Origin of the sequence: Thomasclavelia ramosa DSM 1402, from assembly GCF_014131695.1 — a bacterium.
GTDB classification, from domain to species: Bacteria; Bacillota_I; Bacilli_A; order Erysipelotrichales; family Coprobacillaceae; genus Thomasclavelia; species Thomasclavelia ramosa.
The window spans coordinates 1394559-1411863 of record NZ_CP036346.1; the positions used below are offsets into that span (position 1 = coordinate 1394559).

General features: G+C 32.4%; 18 protein-coding genes. 9 read left to right on the plus strand and 9 right to left on the minus strand.

Annotated elements, in window-relative coordinates; translation table 11 throughout:
* Positions 1 to 36 precede the first annotated feature (36 nt).
* Both leuS and EYR00_RS06610 read left to right on the plus strand, forming a co-directional pair.
* Entirely contained in the window at positions 37 to 2433 is a 2397-nt protein-coding gene (gene leuS / locus EYR00_RS06605) for a leucine--tRNA ligase (protein WP_003538065.1), read from the plus strand.
* A gap of 241 nt (positions 2434 to 2674) precedes the next feature.
* Positions 2675 to 2938 (plus strand): hypothetical protein, encoded by a 264-nt coding sequence (locus tag EYR00_RS06610; protein WP_003538066.1) that lies wholly within the window; start codon positions 2675 to 2677, stop codon positions 2936 to 2938.
* A 409-nt stretch (positions 2939 to 3347) separates the two neighbouring features.
* Here EYR00_RS06610 and EYR00_RS06615 read toward each other — a convergent pair whose 3' ends face one another.
* From EYR00_RS06615 to EYR00_RS06655, 9 genes are all read right to left on the minus strand, one after another.
* Positions 3348 to 5093, minus strand: coding sequence for a 1-deoxy-D-xylulose-5-phosphate synthase (locus EYR00_RS06615; protein ID WP_003538068.1), 1746 nt, complete (start codon positions 5091 to 5093; stop codon positions 3348 to 3350).
* 300 nt (positions 5094 to 5393) lie between these two features.
* Complete coding sequence (locus EYR00_RS06620) at positions 5394 to 6185, minus strand: RnfABCDGE type electron transport complex subunit B (RefSeq protein WP_003538069.1); 792 nt, start codon at positions 6183 to 6185, stop codon at positions 5394 to 5396.
* A gap of 15 nt (positions 6186 to 6200) precedes the next feature.
* Entirely contained in the window at positions 6201 to 6773 is a 573-nt protein-coding gene (locus EYR00_RS06625; protein WP_003538070.1) for an electron transport complex protein RnfA, read from the minus strand.
* On the minus strand, positions 6774 to 7505 hold the full coding sequence (rsxE, locus tag EYR00_RS06630) for an electron transport complex subunit RsxE (RefSeq protein ID WP_003538071.1): 732 nt from the start codon (positions 7503 to 7505) through the stop codon (positions 6774 to 6776).
* Positions 7498 to 8130 (minus strand): RnfABCDGE type electron transport complex subunit G, encoded by a 633-nt coding sequence (locus EYR00_RS06635; protein WP_003538072.1) that lies wholly within the window; start codon positions 8128 to 8130, stop codon positions 7498 to 7500. Before EYR00_RS06635 ends, rsxE begins: the two co-directional genes overlap by 8 nt.
* Positions 8130 to 9056 carry an RnfABCDGE type electron transport complex subunit D gene (locus EYR00_RS06640; RefSeq protein WP_003538073.1) on the minus strand — a complete coding sequence of 309 codons (927 nt, stop codon included), beginning with the start codon at positions 9054 to 9056 and terminating at the stop codon, positions 8130 to 8132. The genes EYR00_RS06635 and EYR00_RS06640 overlap by 1 nt, the downstream gene beginning before the upstream one ends.
* Positions 9056 to 10384 (minus strand): electron transport complex subunit RsxC, encoded by a 1329-nt coding sequence (gene rsxC / locus EYR00_RS06645; RefSeq protein WP_003538074.1) that lies wholly within the window; start codon positions 10382 to 10384, stop codon positions 9056 to 9058. Before rsxC ends, EYR00_RS06640 begins: the two co-directional genes overlap by 1 nt.
* A gap of 127 nt (positions 10385 to 10511) precedes the next feature.
* Complete coding sequence (gene rbr, locus EYR00_RS06650; protein WP_003538076.1) at positions 10512 to 11096, minus strand: rubrerythrin; 585 nt, start codon at positions 11094 to 11096, stop codon at positions 10512 to 10514.
* Positions 11097 to 11232: 136 nt separating this feature from the next.
* Positions 11233 to 11625 (minus strand): DUF3783 domain-containing protein, encoded by a 393-nt coding sequence (locus EYR00_RS06655; protein ID WP_003538077.1) that lies wholly within the window; start codon positions 11623 to 11625, stop codon positions 11233 to 11235.
* Positions 11626 to 11724: 99 nt separating this feature from the next.
* On the opposite strand from EYR00_RS06655, the gene EYR00_RS06660 reads away from it, so the two are divergent.
* From EYR00_RS06660 to tagD, 7 genes are all read left to right on the plus strand, one after another.
* Positions 11725 to 12624: a magnesium transporter CorA family protein gene (locus tag EYR00_RS06660; RefSeq protein ID WP_003538078.1), complete on the plus strand. Its 900-nt coding sequence runs from the start codon at positions 11725 to 11727 to the stop codon at positions 12622 to 12624.
* Positions 12625 to 12830: 206 nt separating this feature from the next.
* Positions 12831 to 13436, plus strand: a complete 606-nt coding sequence (rpsD, locus tag EYR00_RS06665; protein WP_008791878.1) for a 30S ribosomal protein S4 — start codon at positions 12831 to 12833, stop codon at positions 13434 to 13436.
* 339 nt (positions 13437 to 13775) lie between these two features.
* A complete protein-coding gene (gene pyrF, locus EYR00_RS06670) occupies positions 13776 to 14483 on the plus strand; it encodes an orotidine-5'-phosphate decarboxylase (RefSeq protein WP_003538080.1) in 708 nt (235 codons plus the stop codon).
* Positions 14484 to 14495: 12 nt separating this feature from the next.
* Positions 14496 to 15128 carry an orotate phosphoribosyltransferase gene (gene pyrE, locus EYR00_RS06675; RefSeq protein ID WP_003538081.1) on the plus strand — a complete coding sequence of 211 codons (633 nt, stop codon included), beginning with the start codon at positions 14496 to 14498 and terminating at the stop codon, positions 15126 to 15128.
* Between the two features lie 122 nt (positions 15129 to 15250).
* Positions 15251 to 16072: an ABC transporter permease gene (locus EYR00_RS06680; RefSeq protein ID WP_003538083.1), complete on the plus strand. Its 822-nt coding sequence runs from the start codon at positions 15251 to 15253 to the stop codon at positions 16070 to 16072.
* Between the two features lie 9 nt (positions 16073 to 16081).
* Entirely contained in the window at positions 16082 to 16909 is an 828-nt protein-coding gene (locus EYR00_RS06685) for an ABC transporter ATP-binding protein (RefSeq protein ID WP_008791814.1), read from the plus strand.
* A gap of 9 nt (positions 16910 to 16918) precedes the next feature.
* Positions 16919 to 17305, plus strand: a complete 387-nt coding sequence (gene tagD, locus EYR00_RS06690) for a glycerol-3-phosphate cytidylyltransferase (protein WP_008791813.1) — start codon at positions 16919 to 16921, stop codon at positions 17303 to 17305.

Below are 17305 nucleotides of genomic sequence, written 5' to 3' on the forward strand. Positions count from 1 at the left end.
TAGGATGATTTTTTTATTTTAAGGAGGAATTATAAAATGCCGTTTGATCACAAACAAATCGAGCCGAAATGGCAAAAATATTGGGATGAGCATAAAACATTTAAAACAGACTGCTACGATGATAGTAAACCAAAATATTATTGTGTGGATATGTTTCCATATCCGTCAGGGAATGGTTTACATGTAGGGCATCCAGAAGGGTATACTGCAACAGATATTGTTTCAAGAATGAAAAGAATGCAAGGATACAATGTTTTACATCCAATGGGATTTGATTCATTTGGACTTCCTGCAGAGCAGTTTGCTATTCAAACAGGACATCATCCAGCTGAATTTACTAAAAAGAATATTGAGGTATTTAAGGGACAAATTAAATCTTTAGGTTTCTCATATGATTGGGATAGAGAAATCGCAACTAGTGATCCTGAATATTATAAATGGACACAATGGATTTTTACAAAACTTTATGATGCCGGTCTTGCTTATGTAGATGAAATTCCTGTAAACTGGTGTCCAGAACTTAAAGCTGTTTTAGCAAATGAAGAAGTTATTGATGGAAAAAGTGAACGTGGGGGATATCCGGTTATCCGTAAGCCGATGCGGCAATGGGTTTTAAAAATTACTGAATATGCTGAAAGATTGCTTGAAGATTTAGATGATCTTGATTGGCCTGAAGCAACAAAACAAATGCAGCGAAATTGGATTGGAAAATCAGTTGGAGCTAATGTTGATTTTAGGATTGATGGAACAGATAAAATATTTACAGTCTTTACAACTCGTTGCGACACTTTATTTGGTGCAACTTATTGTGTTATGGCACCTGAGCATCCATATGTAGCTGAAATTACTACATTGGAACAAAAAGAAGCTATTGAAGCTTATAAAGAAAGTTGTGCAAGTAAATCAGATTTAGAAAGAACTGAACTAAACAAAGATAAAACAGGTGTTTTTACAGGAGCGTATGCAATTAATCCTGTTAATGGTAAGAAAATTCCTATCTGGATTTCTGATTATGTACTAGCAAGTTATGGAACTGGTGCAATTATGGCAGTACCAGCACATGATGATCGCGATTGGGAATTTGCTAAAAAGTTTGGAATTGAGATCATACCTGTTTTAGAAGGCGGAAATATTGAAGAAGCCGCTTATACTGAAGATGGATTACATATTAATTCTCAATGGTTAGATGGACTAGGAAAACAAGAAGCGATTGATAAGATGATTGCCTGGTTAGAAGAGCATAAGTGTGGAGAAAAGAAAATTTCTTATAAGTTAAGAGACTGGTTATTTTCTCGTCAACGTTATTGGGGTGAGCCAATTCCAATCGTACATATGGAAGATGGAACAATGAGAACCGTTCCGGTTGAAGAATTACCATTAGAATTGCCAGCTACTAAGAATTTTCAACCCCATGATAGTGGTGAATCACCATTAGCTAACTGTGAAGATTGGTTGGAAGTAGAGATTGATGGTCAAAAAGGTCGTCGTGAAACTAATACAATGCCTCAATGGGCAGGATCTTGCTGGTACTATATTCGCTATATTGATCCACATAATAGTGAAGTTATTTGTGATCCTAAATTGTTAGAAAAGTGGTTGCCTGTTGATTTGTATGTAGGTGGTGCTGAGCATGCTGTATTACACTTACTATATTCTCGTTTTTGGCATAAAGTATTGTATGATGCTGGAGTAGTGAAATGTAAAGAGCCATGGCAAAGATTATTCCATCAAGGAATGATTCTTGGAGATAATAATGAAAAAATGTCTAAATCACGTGGTAATGTTGTTAATCCTGATGATATTGTTGCTTCTCATGGTGCAGATTCATTAAGATTATATGAGATGTTTATGGGACCATTGGAAGCTGCTCTTCCTTGGTCAACAAATGGATTAGACGGTTCACGTAAATGGTTAGATCGGGTATATCGTTTATTTATCGAACAAGATAAATTAAGTGATGAAAATGATCATAGTCTTGACCGTGTATATCATCAAACAGTTAAAAAGGTTACAGATGATTTTGAAACATTAGGATTTAATACTGCTATTTCACAAATGATGATCTTCATTAATGAATGCTATAAAGCAGAGACAGTATATAAAGAGTATGCATTTAATTTTATCAAAATGCTTTCTTGCATTGCTCCTCATATTTGTGAAGAAATGTGGCAAATGTTGGGACATGATAGTTCGATTGCATATGAAACTTGGCCAACATATGATGAAAATATGTTAGTGAGCGAGACAGTTGAAATGGGTGTTCAAGTTAACGGGAAACTTAGAGCCAAGATTCAAGTGACTAAAGATACTGATGATGAAGCTGTGAAGGAAATTGCGTTTGAACAAGAAAATGTTAAAGCTCATACTGAGGGTAAAAATATTGTAAAAGTGATTGTTGTAAAAAACAAAATTGTCAATATTGTTGTTAAATAGTTATAAATAAAGGAAACTGTAACGCATTAAAATTGATATGCTTCTTTCTGGGGAGACAAGTGAAATAATAAAAACTTGTCACTTAGGAGGAAGCATATTTTATGTCTAAAAGAAAAATATCCATTGAGGATAAGGTATATGCTGTAAATTTGTATCTAGATGGAAAAGAAAGCCAAAATCGAATTGTATCTATGTTTGGTGTCAGCAAGCTGTTTTAGATTATTTAGATGGTCGTGGTTCCTTGGATGATATTTGTAAAAAATACGGAATTTGTCCAAGATTGAAGTTACAACTCTGGATAAAGAAGTATAATAATCATGAAGAGTTAAAATCATCTGAAATAGGAGAACACACTATTATGACAAAAGGAAGAAAAACTGCATTTGGAGGTTGTACAGAGAAAGCTCTGAAAACGAACAAAAAAACAGACGGATTACTGATGAGATTGAAAAGCTCCATACAGAGTCACCAGATAGAGGATAATGAAGAATTAGAGATGATCTAGAATGTTATCATGACATTGATGTTAATGATAAACGAGTACTACGTACTACTTAATATCAAATCAACTATTAAATACTCTACTAATGGATGTACAGGACAGGCTGTAAATCCTCAATATATAGCTAAAAATTTACTTAATCGAGAGTTTACTACCGATGCACTAAATGAGAAACGGCTCACAGATGTAACAGAATTCCATTATTATATCAGAATCGAAAAACATAAAATTTATTTGCAAATCGCATAAAAACTGCCAGTAGATAATCTACCGGCAGGAAAAATTTTATATTTTTTCAATTGTCTATTTGACAGGTTGCAGTTCACTTTAGACGTTACAGCCTTTTTTAAATACATTATTAATTTTATTGTATACTAATGAGAATTATATATAAAACAATAATATATAGTTTTTAGCTATTTTTCATATAAGTCACTAATTGATCAACGGATATACCATGTTGAGCTAATAATTCATCAGCATTAAAATCAGTATGAAAGGCCTTGGAGATACCATAATTCTTGACTTTCATCTCTGTCATACCGTAGAAACTGCTTATTCTGTGCCCATATCCACCTTCTAATTCACCATCTTCTAAAGTAATAATAAGACGATGATTATTAGTCAAGTCATTTAGTAATTCTTCATCTAAACCTGTTAGAAATTTTGGATTTATTACAGTGATATTTTTACCGGTATCCTCTTTGTATTTTTGAGCTGTTTTTAAGGCTAATGGAAGCAGATTACTTACTCCGATAATAGCAATATCATTACCTTGTTGAACAATTTGAGATTTATTATGGATAGAGTAATCAGTTGTGTCTTCTTGACCACTTTCAATCATTTGTACTGGGACTCTGATTGCAATTGGATGATCTTTTTGGGTAGTTGCATATTTAAACATTTGTAAATACTCTTCTTTAGTTGTCGGCGCTAAATAGATTAAATTTGGAATATGTGCAAACATTGCAATATCACATAAAGCTATATGAGTATTTGAATTCATCCCATAGACTCCAGCGGATAGAACAAGAATTGTTGCTGGATTATTGTTCAGACATAAATCGTGAGATAGCTGATCATATGTACGTTGTAAAAAAGGAGCAAAAGTTCCAAAGACAGGTATTCCGCCATTTTTAGCAATCCCGCTAATCATTGCCATAGCATTTTCTTCAGCAATGCCAACATCAATAAATTGTCCACGTTCGACATATTCTTTTCTTACAGGTTCGATGAATCCTAGCCCCATCGGTGTACCGGCATTTACAACAATAGCCTTTTTATTTGCATTTAATAAGTTAGTCAAGCTATCGAATAGGGTTTGATCATCTTCATCAACAAATTTATATGTTCCATCAGCAACATTAAATGGACCACCAGCATGCCAAGCTTCCTTGTTTACCTCTGCATATGGTAATCCTTTTCCCTTGATTGTATGGATATGCAATACGATAGGGTGATCGATATTTTTAACACTTTCAAATAATTCAATTAATTTTTCGATATCATGCCCATCATCTAAGTATTTATAATCAAGACCAAATGATGTAAATATATTGTTATTACTTGTTCCGTTAGTGTCTCGTAATTCTTTAAGCGTTTGATAAATACCGCCATGATTTTCGGCAATACTTTGATCATTGTCATTAACGATAATGATCAAGTTTTTATTATATTCGCCTGCATAATCGATAGCTTCTAGTGCTTCTCCACCTGATAAAGAACCATCGCCAATAATAGCGATAATATTTTCGGCTTTTTTATTCAAATCTCTTCCAATTGCTAACCCAAGAGCAAGTGATACAGATGTAGAAGTGTGACCAATTGTAAACATGTCATGTTCACTTTCAAGTGGGTTGGTATATCCTGTTACGTCATGGAAATGTTCTTCATCTAGAAATGCCTCTTTTCTGCCGGTCAATATTTTGTGTGGATAAGACTGATGGGAAACATCAAAAACGAATTTATCATTTGGTGAATCAAAAACATAATGTAAAGCTACTGTCATTTCTACCATCCCTAAATTGGGACCACTATGTCCGCCGGCTTTACTAATCTTATTAATCAATGCTGCTCTAACTTCGTTAGCAAGTTCTTTTAATTCTTTTCTATTCAATTTTTTAAGATCGTTTGTATCGTCTATTTTTTCTAAAAACATATTTACCTCCCATATAACTAGATACTATAAAAAATACTTTTTATAGGTGATAATATCATACATCTTGAAGTTTACTTCAAGTCAAGAGAAAAATTAAAGTAGTTTATGAGATGATAATTAGAATTACTGTACTGAACATATTTATTAATAGAGGAAAATAAGTATAATAAAAGAATGAAGTATAGAGTAGATTAATTAGTAATTTTATGATAAGTGAAAAGTGATAAGTAAAAAAGGTGATTTTTTGATACAATGAAGTTCACTACACAAAGTCACCTTTTTCATTTGATTAATATAATTTTAAGCAGTTATAATGCATTTTCGAGGACATTTTTCTTTGCAAAGTCCGCAATTTGTACATTTAGTATAATCAATCCGTGCTAAAGAGTTTTCAATAATAATTGCATTATTAGGACAATTACGAGCACATATACCACAGCCAATACAACTAACAGCGCAATTTTTACGAGCTCGGAGAGCTGGTTCATTTGAATTACATTTTACTACTGCCTGTTTTTGATATGGAATCAAAGTAATTACATTATTTGGACAGACTCTAAGACATTTACCACATGCTTGGCACAAGTCTGGATTGATAACGGCAACCCCATCAATAATTGAAATGGCATTATATTCACATTCTCTGACACAACTGCCGTATCCCATGCAGCCGTGACTACATTGTTTATCTCCACCACCAGGGACGATGGCTGCGTTATTACAGTCTTTGATACCGTGATATAAGTACTGAATCGTTGCATTTTCGCAAGTACCACCGCAACGAACAAATGCTGTCATTCGCATTGTTTCTTCACTTTCTACTCCCATGATCATTGCAATGGCGTCAGCTACACTTTTTCCTCCAACAGGACATTGATTGATCTTTGCTTCACCAGCAACAATTGCTTTGGCTAGCCCGTCACATCCGGGATAGCCACACCCCCCACAATTATTTCCAGGAAGTTCTTCACGAATTTGAATTTCTTTTTCATTAACAGTAATGGCAAATTTTTCACTAGCAATTGTCAGAAGAATACCAATAAGTAAACCGATTGCACCTACAATAATGGCCGCAATTATAATTTCATTCATCTTATATTCTCCTCCTTATATTAGACCTGAAAAGCCAATGAATGCAATTGCCATCAGTCCTGCTGTGATTAGTACAATGGGGGAACCTTGGAATGAAACAGGAATATCATTATCAGCGATTTTTTCACGTATCCCAGCCATAATAACGATGGCAATCGTAAATCCAACAGCTGTTCCAAAACTACAAACAAGACTTGTCAAAATATCATAATTATTTTGAACATTTGTGATAGCAACTCCTAAAACGGCACAGTTAGTTGTGATAAGAGGAAGATATACTCCCAAAGAACTATATAAGCCAGAGCTATATTTTTTTAAGAACATTTCAACTAGCTGCACCAAAGCAGCAATAACTAAGATGAAGGTAACAGTGTTTAAATATTCTAAATGGAAGAGTACTAGTATTTTGTAAACTAAACTTGTTGCAATTGAAGCAATAGACATTACAAAGATGACAGCACCACCCATTCCTGCTGCTGTTTCAATTTTTTTTGATACTCCTAAAAAAGGACATAGACCTAAGAATTGACTTAAGACAACATTATTTACTAAAGCGACACTAATTAATAATAAAATCATTCCCGTCATTTATTTTTCCTCCTTTAAATCACAAAGTGCCTTTTCATCACTGCTACGACAATGAAGACAATCATGATTACAATTACCATCTTTGTTTTTATTAGTTGCACTTGGCAGTTTTAAACGGTTTTGAATAGCCGTTAGACCAGCTAAAACAAAGAAAGCGCCAGGTGCCATTACAAAGATAGTTACAGGTTCAAGATGAGCAAAAAAGCTATAAATATTAGTGCCAACTAAATCTTTAAAAAGTGGCGCAAACTCAATTCCAAAAAAAGTACCACTGCCCAACATTTCTCTAATTAAACCAATACAAGTCAGTGCAAGCGTAAAACCTAGCCCCATACCAACACCATCAAATAACGATAAAACGCAACTATGTTTTGAAGCGTAAGCTTCAGCTCGTCCTAAAATGATACAATTAACCACAATTAGAGGAATATAGATCCCTAATGTATCATATAATGAAGGCAAATATGCTTGTAATAGTAATTGGACAATTGTTACCATTGAAGCGACAATTACGATATAAGAAGGAATTCGCATTCTTTCAGGGATTATTTTTCGTAAGAACGAAATCATAAAATTTGATGCGGCAAGGACAATCATCGTTGTTAAGCCCATTCCTAATCCATTGACAGAAGAAGTTGTTACTGCAAGAGTAGGACACATTCCTAACATTAAAATCAAAGTTGGATTTTCTTTTATGATTCCATTATAAAGACGTTCAACATATTTATTCATGATTAGCCTCCTTGATTTCCTGGTTGATTGCTAAGGCTCCGTTAATAGCATTGTTAAAAGCTGATGAAGTAATTGTAGCTCCGCTTAGAGCATCAATTTCATCTTCATTTTGCTTACCAGTTTTGGTGATTTTAAAATCAGTTACTGATTTATGATAATATTGATTTTTAAAATTATCATTTTTAGCATTCATTCCTAATCCAACCGTCTCATCAATTGAGAGGACTTCAATTCCCGTAATTTCATTATTAGTATCAATTCCAACAACTAATGTGATATCACCGCCATAACCATCTTCAGTAGTGACTTTGACAACATGTCCTATTAATTCTTTTTTATCATTTGTAACGACTAAAACGTCGTCTATCACAATGCCATTTTCACCAAAGTTATATTTTTTGTCTTTTATAACATTAGGAAAATTTTTAACAAGTTGATTTATTTGTTTATTATTATCAAAATTTTGACCTTCTTTAAAAACACTTCGATAAGAATCTTGTATGATTTTTTCATTTTGTCTAGCAATTGGGTCTTTGGTAATAGAATTAACCATAGCTAGAGATAAACTAGCAGCAACTGTAATTACAACAAAAACGAGAATATCTTTTAGAAGATTTTTTTTCATTATGCTTTACCTCCACTACCTTTTATTTTAGGCACTGTTACTTTTTCAATCAAAGGGACAAGTAAATTAGTAATGATAATAGCAAATGACATTCCCTCAGGAGTATTACCATAGAGCCTAAAAACAGCAGCTAATATTCCAATAACCAGTCCATAAATAATTTTACCGGTTGGAGTAATCGGACTTGTCACATAGTCAGTAGCCATGAAAAATGCCCCAATCATTAAACCGCCACCACAAATTTGTTGTAATAAAAATAGACTGTTAAAGTTATTATTGATCAAAATGATTAAAGAAAATGAAAATAGGATACACAACGGTATTTTAGGACTAATTACTTTTCGATAAATTAGGTAGACAGCGCCTAAAAGCAGAGCAATTACTGATGTTTCACCAATCGTACCACTAGTATTTCCTATAAACATTTTGAGAAGATTGACATTTTGTCCATTTTGTATCATTGCCAGCGGAGTAGCACTAGTACTTGCGTCGATGCTAACAAAGCTGTTCATTTTTCCGGCAAATGAAATTAATAAAAAACATCGAGCTGCTAAAGCAGGATTCATAAAGTTCTGACCAAGTCCACCAAAAAGTTGCTTAACAATTATAACTGCGAATATACTTCCCAAAGCAACCATCCACAATGGCAATGAGCTTGATAGGCATAACGCTAATAATAAGCCTGTGATGGCTGCGGAGCCGTCTTTAATCGTGACTGGCAGCTTCATCAATCGTTGATACAAATATTCACTTAGAACAGCTGTAATAATAGCAGTTGTAATAACAAGAAACGCATTAAATCCAAATTGATAAATTCCAAAAAAAGTTGCTGGTAATAAAGAAATGATTACGTCATACATAATATTTTTAGTTGTAATTGAACTACGAATATGGGGAGCAGTAGACACATTAAATAAATTATCCATTATTTTGCTCCTTTCTTGCGATCGTCATTAATTGCTTTTTTTATTTTTTTAAATGATTGTGTCATGTTTCGCTTTGCAGGACATGTGAAGGTACAGCAGCCGCACTCCATACAATCGTTGCCGTGAACCTTTAAAAAGTTTTCTTTATCGCCTGTTCTGGCATAACGGTATAGTAATTGTGGAATAAGACCGATAGGGCAAACATCGACGCATCGGCCGCAGTGAATGCACGCAGTTGGAGCGGTTTTAGATACTTCATCTTCACTTAGGCAAACTAAAGCAGAAGAAGTTTTAGAAACTGGTACATCTAAATTAAATAAAGCAGTACCCATCATGGGACCACCAGAAATGATTTTTTGAGGATGTATTTTAAAACCTCCACAAGCGTCAACAAGGGTCTGATATTTAGTTCCTAGGCGAACCTTAAAATTTTGTGGTTGAAAGATTGCATCACCAGTTACCGTTACAATCTTTTCAATTAGTGGAATATTTAAGGCAACGGCCTCATAGATAGCAATAATAGATGCAACATTGCTGACAATACAGCCAACATCAGCTGGCAACATCCCATCTACAATTGTTTGATTAGTTAATACTTTAATCAATACGCGTTCACTTCCTTGAGGGTATTTTGTTGGTAAGGCTGCTATTTCAATTTTATCTTCATCTACAACGACTTTTTTTAAATGAGCTAATGCTTCTGGCTTATTATCTTCAATAGCAATAATTGCTTTGGCATTTTTAAATAACTGTAATTGAATTTTGATGCCAGCGATTAATTTATCTGTTTCTTCTAGCATTAAACGATAGTCAGAAGTTAAATAGGGCTCACATTCTGCACCGTTGATAATTACATATTTAATTGAGTCATCATCTTTAGGGGTATTTTTTATTGCGCTGGGGAAGCCGGCGCCACCTAAACCAACAATTCCTGCGTGAGCGATAAGTTCACGAATTTGCATACTGCTATAATTATGATAATCATTTGTTGTGTTGTATTCTGGAATACTTTGATATTGGTGATCGTTAGTAATAACGATACAATCAACAAAAAAACCAGTAGGGGCAAGTCGTAAATCAATTGTTTTAACGGTTCCAGAGACAGAACTAGCAACATTGGCAGAAATCATACCGTTTCCATTAGCAATAATTTGGCCAACTAAAACATGATCACCTTTAGCAACGATAGCTTTAGCTGGAGCACCAATATGCTGTGATAATGGATAAATCAGTTCATCACCAGGATTTAATAGTTTGATTGGATGATTGGCGGAAAGACTTTTATTATCATGGGGATGGATTCCGCCTTTAAAACTTAGTATTCTCATTTGAATTAAACTCCTTTTTTGGACTATATTTTAATTATAGACTTTTTATAATTAATATTAAATAGTTTAGACAAGTTAAAAAATTAACTTAAAAAGCAATCCTTTCAAGAGGATTGCTTTTACTAGTTTATAAATGAAATTGAGATTCATCAAGACGTAGACTATAACCTTGTGGGTGTTTACAAACTGGGCAGATCGTTAGTGCATCAGTACCTTCATAAATAAAACCACAGTTCATACACATCCATTTTACAGTAGACTGGTCATTAAATAATTTACCACTGGTTAATAAATTATGATATTTTTTAAAACGTTCATGGTGATAGTGTTCAATCTCACAAATCATGTAAAAAGTTGTTGCAATTTCAACATAACCTTCTTCTTTAGCTTCATCACCAAATTGCTTGTAGATAGATGTTGCTTCATCGTATTCGTGTTGTGCTGCTTGTTCTAATAACGAACTTAAATCCTGATCTAGATCAACAGGATAATTAGCCTCCATTGAAACATTAGCATCTTTAAAAACATCTTTAAGATAATTGTAAAAAACTATCGCATGCTCTTTCTCTTGATTTGCAGTAAAATAAAGCATATCTTGTAAAATAGCCATTCCATTCTTACCTGCGACTTTAGCAGCCATTTCATAACGCATTCGAGCTTGACATTCACCAGCAAAAGCTCTTAATAAATTTGTTTTGGTTTTTGTTTCCATATATAAGTTACCTCCACTTTTATTTTTAACAAAATAAAAGAAGATTAAACTTAATCTTCTAAGAATCAAATAATCTCTTTAATAATAATTAAAATATTATAACGCTGATATAGATACTGCTAACAAGACAAATAATCTAGTTGTTCATATCTTTATTCATTCCAGTTAATTCCATATATTCAGTTTTAACATTTTTCAATAATTGCATAAATGTCCAATTTACATTTGTTTGAGTTACAATTGCCTTTAACGGAATGAAAGGAATGTTTGCTTCTTTAAAAATTTGTAATAGCAAATCAACTTGTTTATCTTCAAAACCAGCCATAACCATCATGTCATCTTGTGGAATCTCTGTTAATGCTTCAGTTCCACGTTCAAAATTATCAGCACCTAAAATATACCCAATCGGGCTCATTAAATCACTTGATTTAACAATGATTACTTCAACATTCAGTTTTTCAAGAATTGAAATAATTGCTTTACCAGCATCAGTTTTATCAATATTGTATAATAATACAGTTTCTTGCATATGTATTGCCTCGCTTTCGTTTAATAGGTTATCATATTTATGGTTAACGTTCAACTAAGTTGACTTAATGTGCTATAATTTATTCGGGTAGGTGAGATAATGCGGTATTATTTAGAAAAAGAAATTACAAATAGTTATAAAGAAGGAAGCTTAGTTATTGATATTCTTAGTAAAGAAGATTTCATAAACCAGTATCAAAAGGAAAATCATGCAAACCATGTGATTAGGCATATTGGGGATATTATGTACTGTAAAGTAGAATTATTTTACGATGTGATTTGCGGAGCGTTTGTTATACCTGACAAAAAGGATTTAAAAATAAAACATTGTTTTAGTTTTTATTTAACAGAACAAAAAATGATTTTTATTGATGATAACGATTATGTGATGAAACTTATTGAAAAAATGAAAGATACATATACTAATAATCGTCTAAGTTTGAACAAATTTTTTCATGATTTGATTTTCTTAATAACTGTTGATGATGGAATGTATTTACAAGAATATGCTGATCGTTTACAGGTCATCGAAGACAAAATAGCTTTTAATTTCAATAGTCAAATAAATAATGAGATAATCTTGCTGCGTAAAGAACTATTAATTTTAAATTCCTATTATAATCAGTTGGGGGATATGATCGATATTTTAAGTGATAATGAATCAGATTTCTTAAATGATTATGAATGTCATTTATTCAGCATGCAGGCACGTAGGATTGATCGTTTGGATAACCAGTTAAATGCTTTAAAAGATTATTCTTTGCAAATAAAGGAAATGTATCAAAATAAAATTGATACCCACCAAAATAAAATTATGACTGTTTTAACAGTTGCAACAACTATTTTCTTCCCGTTATCGATTATCACAGGATGGTATGGAATGAATTTTAAAAATATGCCAGAGTTAAATAATCCTTATGGTTATATTATTGTTATTGGAGCAAGTATTTTAGTTGTAATTATTGAAATGTTAATTTTGAAAAAGAAAAAATTCTTTTAGAAAAAAATGTTGACGTAGTCAATAAAAAAAGGTATAGTAAATAAGCAACAAATGATAGCAGCACATAGAGTTTTGAAAAGAGCGTTTATAACTTAAGTTTGTAGAGTAGCTAGCTGCAAAGTGAAATACTTAATATAAACACAATTCAAATAATCTATGCAATGTTATTGTTTTATGCAAATAAAACAATAAATGGAGGAAGACAAATGTCACGTTACACAGGACCTCAATGGAAATTATCTCGTCGTTTAGGATTCTCTACTTTAGAAAATGGTAAAGAATTAAATAAGAGAGCTTATGCTCCAGGTCAACATGGTCAAAAAAGAAAAAAACAAACAGAATATGGTTTACAATTAGCTGAAAAGCAAAAAGTAAGACATATGTATGGAGTAAATGAAAAACAATTCCATAACACATTCAAACAAGCAGGTAAAATGGAAGGTATCCATGGTTATAATTTCTTCTGCTTATTAGAAAGAAGATTAGATAATGTTGTTTACAGATTAGGATTTGCACCTACAAGAAGAGCTGCAAGACAATTAGTAAACCACGGTCATTTCTTAGTAAATGGAATTAAGACTGATATTCCATCATTCCGCGTTAAAGTTGGAGATGTTATTGAAGTTAAAGAAAAATCTAAAAATTTAGCAATCATTAAAGCTAGCTTAGAAGCTAGAGTACATACTCCTGCTTTTGTAGAAGTTGATGATACTAAATTAACTGGAAAACTTGCTCGTTTACCAGAAAGATCTGAATTAAATCAAGAAATCAATGAGTCATTAATCGTTGAATACTATAACCGTATGGGATAATCCCTACGGGATTAAACTGGTATATCTTAACTATGCAGAAGTTAGGATATACTTTTTTTTGAATTTGATTCTTCGTTAGATTATTAATTGCTGGTTTAAAACGACAGTTTTGCCATCCTGTTTAAAGAACGAGCGCACAGGTTGATAGCAATTATAATTATTTATAAAATGGTAAGAAAATTATTTTTTATTGGTTTAAATTAAAATAATTAAAATGATATTCCGGATAACCCTAAGAAAAAATCATATAAAATTGAAAAAAGTATTTGCATAAAAAATTAATTTAATAATGTATTAATTTTGATAATTTGATATAATCAAATTAATGTGGAGGTATGTATGACAGATAGTAGAATTTGTATTGCCTTGGATTTTCAAAATAAGGCAGAAGTAAAAGAATTTTTGGAAAAATTCAATGATGAAAAACTATATGTAAAAGTTGGAATGGAACTATTTTATGGTGAAGGTATTGAAATCATCAAAATGATTAAAGAAATGGGACATAACATTTTTTTAGATTTAAAATTACATGATATTCCTAATACTGTAAAAAGTGCAATGAAGCAACTAGCAAAATTAGAAGTAGATATGGTCAATGTTCATGCTTCAGGAAGTATCGCAATGATGAAAGCTGCAATTGAAGGATTAGAAGCAGGCAAGACAGGTGATAAACGACCTTTATGTATCGCCGTTACATGTTTAACGTCACTTGATCAAGAAGTGCTAGATAACGAGCTTTTAATTAACGATACATTAGAAAATGTCGTTTTAAAGTGGGCTACTAATGCTAAAGAAGCAGGACTTGATGGTGTTGTTTGTTCACCATTAGAATCTAAAGTGATTCATGATAATTTAGGAATGGAATTCATAACAGTAACGCCAGGAATTCGTTTAGCTGATGATAGCGTAAATGATCAAAAACGGGTTACTACTCCGGCGATGGCACGCGAATTAACATCTAGTTATATCGTAGTAGGTAGAACGATTACTGGATCTGCTGATCCATACGCAACATATAAAAAAGTATATCAAGATTTTCAAGGGTAGAGGAGAAGAATAATGAAAGAATTAATTGCTAAAGATTTATTAGATATTCAAGCGGTTTTTTTAAGACCAAATGAACCATTTACATGGGCTAGTGGAATTAAATCACCGATTTATTGTGATAATCGTTTAACATTATCATATCCAAAAGTTCGTAAAGATGTAGAAACTGGACTAGCTAAATTAGTTCAAGAAAATTTTCCAGAAGCAGAATGCTTAATGGGAACAGCTACTGCGGGAATTGCTCATGCTGCATTAGTGGCAGATATTTTGGAATTACCAATGGGATATGTCCGTGGTGGGGCAAAAAGCCATGGTCGTAACAATCGGATCGAAGGAAAAGTAGAACCCGGCATGAAAGTTGTTGTGGTAGAAGACCTGATTTCAACGGGGGGGAGTTCATTAGAATGCGTTGAAGCGCTAAAAGAAGCCGGTTGCGAAGTAATTGGAATGATTGCTATTTTCACATATGGATTACCAAAAGCAACAATTAATTTTGAAGCGGCTGAATGTAAATATGTAACATTGACTGATTATGATACATTGATCGGTGTAGCAAAAGAAAATGACTATATTAAAGAAGCTGATATGGAAAAATTAAAGGCTTGGAAAAAAGATCCAAGTGACGAAAGCTGGATGAGTAAATAGAAGGTAAAAACACCTTCTTTTTTTATATTTTCCCCCTAAAATAAAGATATTTTAATTGCATTATCATTGTGCTATAATTATAATGCTATTGTTGTAAATAAAAGTAGCTTTGGAGGTAGAAAATGCTAAAAAGTATTAAATATGTTCTAAAAGAGAATTTCTCAAATTTATTTAGAATATATTCAATTTCGAAATATGAATTATTATCTGATATTCGTGATTCCCGTTTGGGGATTTTTTGGAATTTTGCTAATCCATTGATTCAAATTTTAACATATTATTTTGTTTTTGGTTTAGTAATGAATCGTAAAGATGTAGATGGAATTCCTTTTATTCAATGGATGTTGGCGGGAATGGTTGTTTGGTTTTTTATTAATCCTTGTATTACTCAAGGGGCTAATGCCATTTTTTCAAAGACGGGTGTAATTACTAAAATGAAATTTCCAGTTAGTGTTTTACCAGCTACGGTAGTTTTAAAGGAATTATTTAATCATGCCTGTATATTGCTTTTAATGATTATTTTTTATTGTACTCAAGGTGTCTATCCATCAATCGAGTGGTTGGGAATTATATATTATTGCTTTGCGGCCTGCTGTTTTGCTGTGAGTTTAGCGATGATTACATCTGTGCTTAATATGATTGCTCGAGATACTCGTAAGTTGATTTTAGCGTGTATGCGTTTGATTTTATATTTAACACCTATTTTATGGCCGATTTCTCGTTTTAGTGAACAGACGTTATTGTTTGATATTATTCGTTTTGTCATGAAAATCAATCCAATCTATTATATTGTATGTGGGTATCGAGATTGTTTTTTATATCACCTTGGATTTATGCATTATTGGAAACAAATGCTGGCTTTCTGGGGGATTACTGGAATACTGTTTGTTGTTGGCTGTTATATGATGTATAAATTCAAACATAAATTTATTGATATGATCTAGGTGGTAGAAATGGAAAATTACGCAATTAAATTTGAAAATGTTTCAAAAATATATAAATTGAAAAAGAAAAATGATGGTAATACTAAAAGTAGTGAAACAAAAAGATTTTATGCTTTAAAAAATATTAGTTTTGAAATTCCACAAGGGGAAGTAGTAGGGATTTTAGGAACTAATGGCTCAGGAAAATCAACTCTGTCACTTATCTTGGCGGGAATTAGCGAAATCGATGAGGGTGTCATGCATATTAATGGTGAACAATCATTGGTTGCTATTAATACCGGTTTAAATAAACAGCTAACAGGTTTAGAAAACATTAATGTTAAAGGTGCTTTATTAGGACTATCAAAAAAGCAGATTCAGGAGATTATTGATGGTGTTATTGAATTTGCGGAGCTAGGAGACTTTTTATATCAACCTGTAAAAAAATATTCTAGCGGGATGAAATCACGACTTGGTTTTTCAATCTCTTTATATTTAAATCCAGATATTATTATCGTTGATGAAGCTTTATCGGTAGGTGATAAAGGTTTTGCACAAAAGTGCATAAATAAAATGAATGAATTAAAAGATGAAGGTAAAACGATTATATTTATTTCACATTCATTGCCTCAAGTTCGAAATTTTTGTCAAACAGCAATGTGGATTGAGGGAGGAATGTTAAAAGAATATGGTGAAGTCGGGGAAGTATGTGATCATTATGGTGAATATGTTGATTACTATAACAGTTTAACGAACAAAGAAAAGGCTAAAATAAGAGATAATAAATTTAAAAAACGAATTGTTCAAAATCCTCAAATTGGATTTTGGGAAAAAGTTTTAGATCGGATAAAAGGATAGGTGAAAATAATGAAGAAGGTTATTACATACGGAACATTTGATTTATTTCATGTAGGTCATTTGAATATTATTAAAAGAGCAAAAGCGCTGGGTGATTACTTGATTGTTGCGGTAAGTAGTGATGCATTTAATGCGCAGAAGGGGAAAAAGGCATATCATAGTGATCATGATCGAAAATTGATTTTAGAGGCGATTAGATACGTTGATGAAGTTATTTTTGAGGAATCTTGGGATCAAAAAATTAAAGATGTTCAAGAACATGATGTAGATGTATTTGTAATGGGTGATGATTGGGAAGGTAAATTTGATTTTTTAAAGGATTACTGTGAAGTTGTCTATTTACCAAGAACTGATGGTATTTCAACAACAAAAATTAAGGACGATCTACATAAATAG

Bases quoted from the DNA above. Each gene is read 5' to 3' on its own strand.
- leuS (WP_003538065.1), top strand. From the start codon at position 37: ATGCCGTTTGATCACAAACAAATCGAGCCGAAATGGCAAAAATATTGG.
- EYR00_RS06615 (WP_003538068.1), bottom strand. From the start codon at position 5,093: ATGTTTTTAGAAAAAATAGACGATACAAACGATCTTAAAAAATTGAAT.
- EYR00_RS06620 (WP_003538069.1), bottom strand. From the start codon at position 6,185: ATGAATGAAATTATAATTGCGGCCATTATTGTAGGTGCAATCGGTTTA.
- EYR00_RS06625 (WP_003538070.1), bottom strand. From the start codon at position 6,773: ATGACGGGAATGATTTTATTATTAATTAGTGTCGCTTTAGTAAATAAT.
- rsxE (WP_003538071.1), bottom strand. From the start codon at position 7,505: ATGAATAAATATGTTGAACGTCTTTATAATGGAATCATAAAAGAAAAT.
- EYR00_RS06635 (WP_003538072.1), bottom strand. From the start codon at position 8,130: ATGAAAAAAAATCTTCTAAAAGATATTCTCGTTTTTGTTGTAATTACA.
- EYR00_RS06640 (WP_003538073.1), bottom strand. From the start codon at position 9,056: ATGGATAATTTATTTAATGTGTCTACTGCTCCCCATATTCGTAGTTCA.
- rsxC (WP_003538074.1), bottom strand. From the start codon at position 10,384: ATGAGAATACTAAGTTTTAAAGGCGGAATCCATCCCCATGATAATAAA.
- rbr (WP_003538076.1), bottom strand. From the start codon at position 11,096: ATGGAAACAAAAACCAAAACAAATTTATTAAGAGCTTTTGCTGGTGAA.
- EYR00_RS06655 (WP_003538077.1), bottom strand. From the start codon at position 11,625: ATGCAAGAAACTGTATTATTATACAATATTGATAAAACTGATGCTGGT.
- EYR00_RS06660 (WP_003538078.1), top strand. From the start codon at position 11,725: ATGCGGTATTATTTAGAAAAAGAAATTACAAATAGTTATAAAGAAGGA.
- rpsD (WP_008791878.1), top strand. From the start codon at position 12,831: ATGTCACGTTACACAGGACCTCAATGGAAATTATCTCGTCGTTTAGGA.
- pyrF (WP_003538080.1), top strand. From the start codon at position 13,776: ATGACAGATAGTAGAATTTGTATTGCCTTGGATTTTCAAAATAAGGCA.
- pyrE (WP_003538081.1), top strand. From the start codon at position 14,496: ATGAAAGAATTAATTGCTAAAGATTTATTAGATATTCAAGCGGTTTTT.
- EYR00_RS06680 (WP_003538083.1), top strand. From the start codon at position 15,251: ATGCTAAAAAGTATTAAATATGTTCTAAAAGAGAATTTCTCAAATTTA.
- EYR00_RS06685 (WP_008791814.1), top strand. From the start codon at position 16,082: ATGGAAAATTACGCAATTAAATTTGAAAATGTTTCAAAAATATATAAA.
- tagD (WP_008791813.1), top strand. From the start codon at position 16,919: ATGAAGAAGGTTATTACATACGGAACATTTGATTTATTTCATGTAGGT.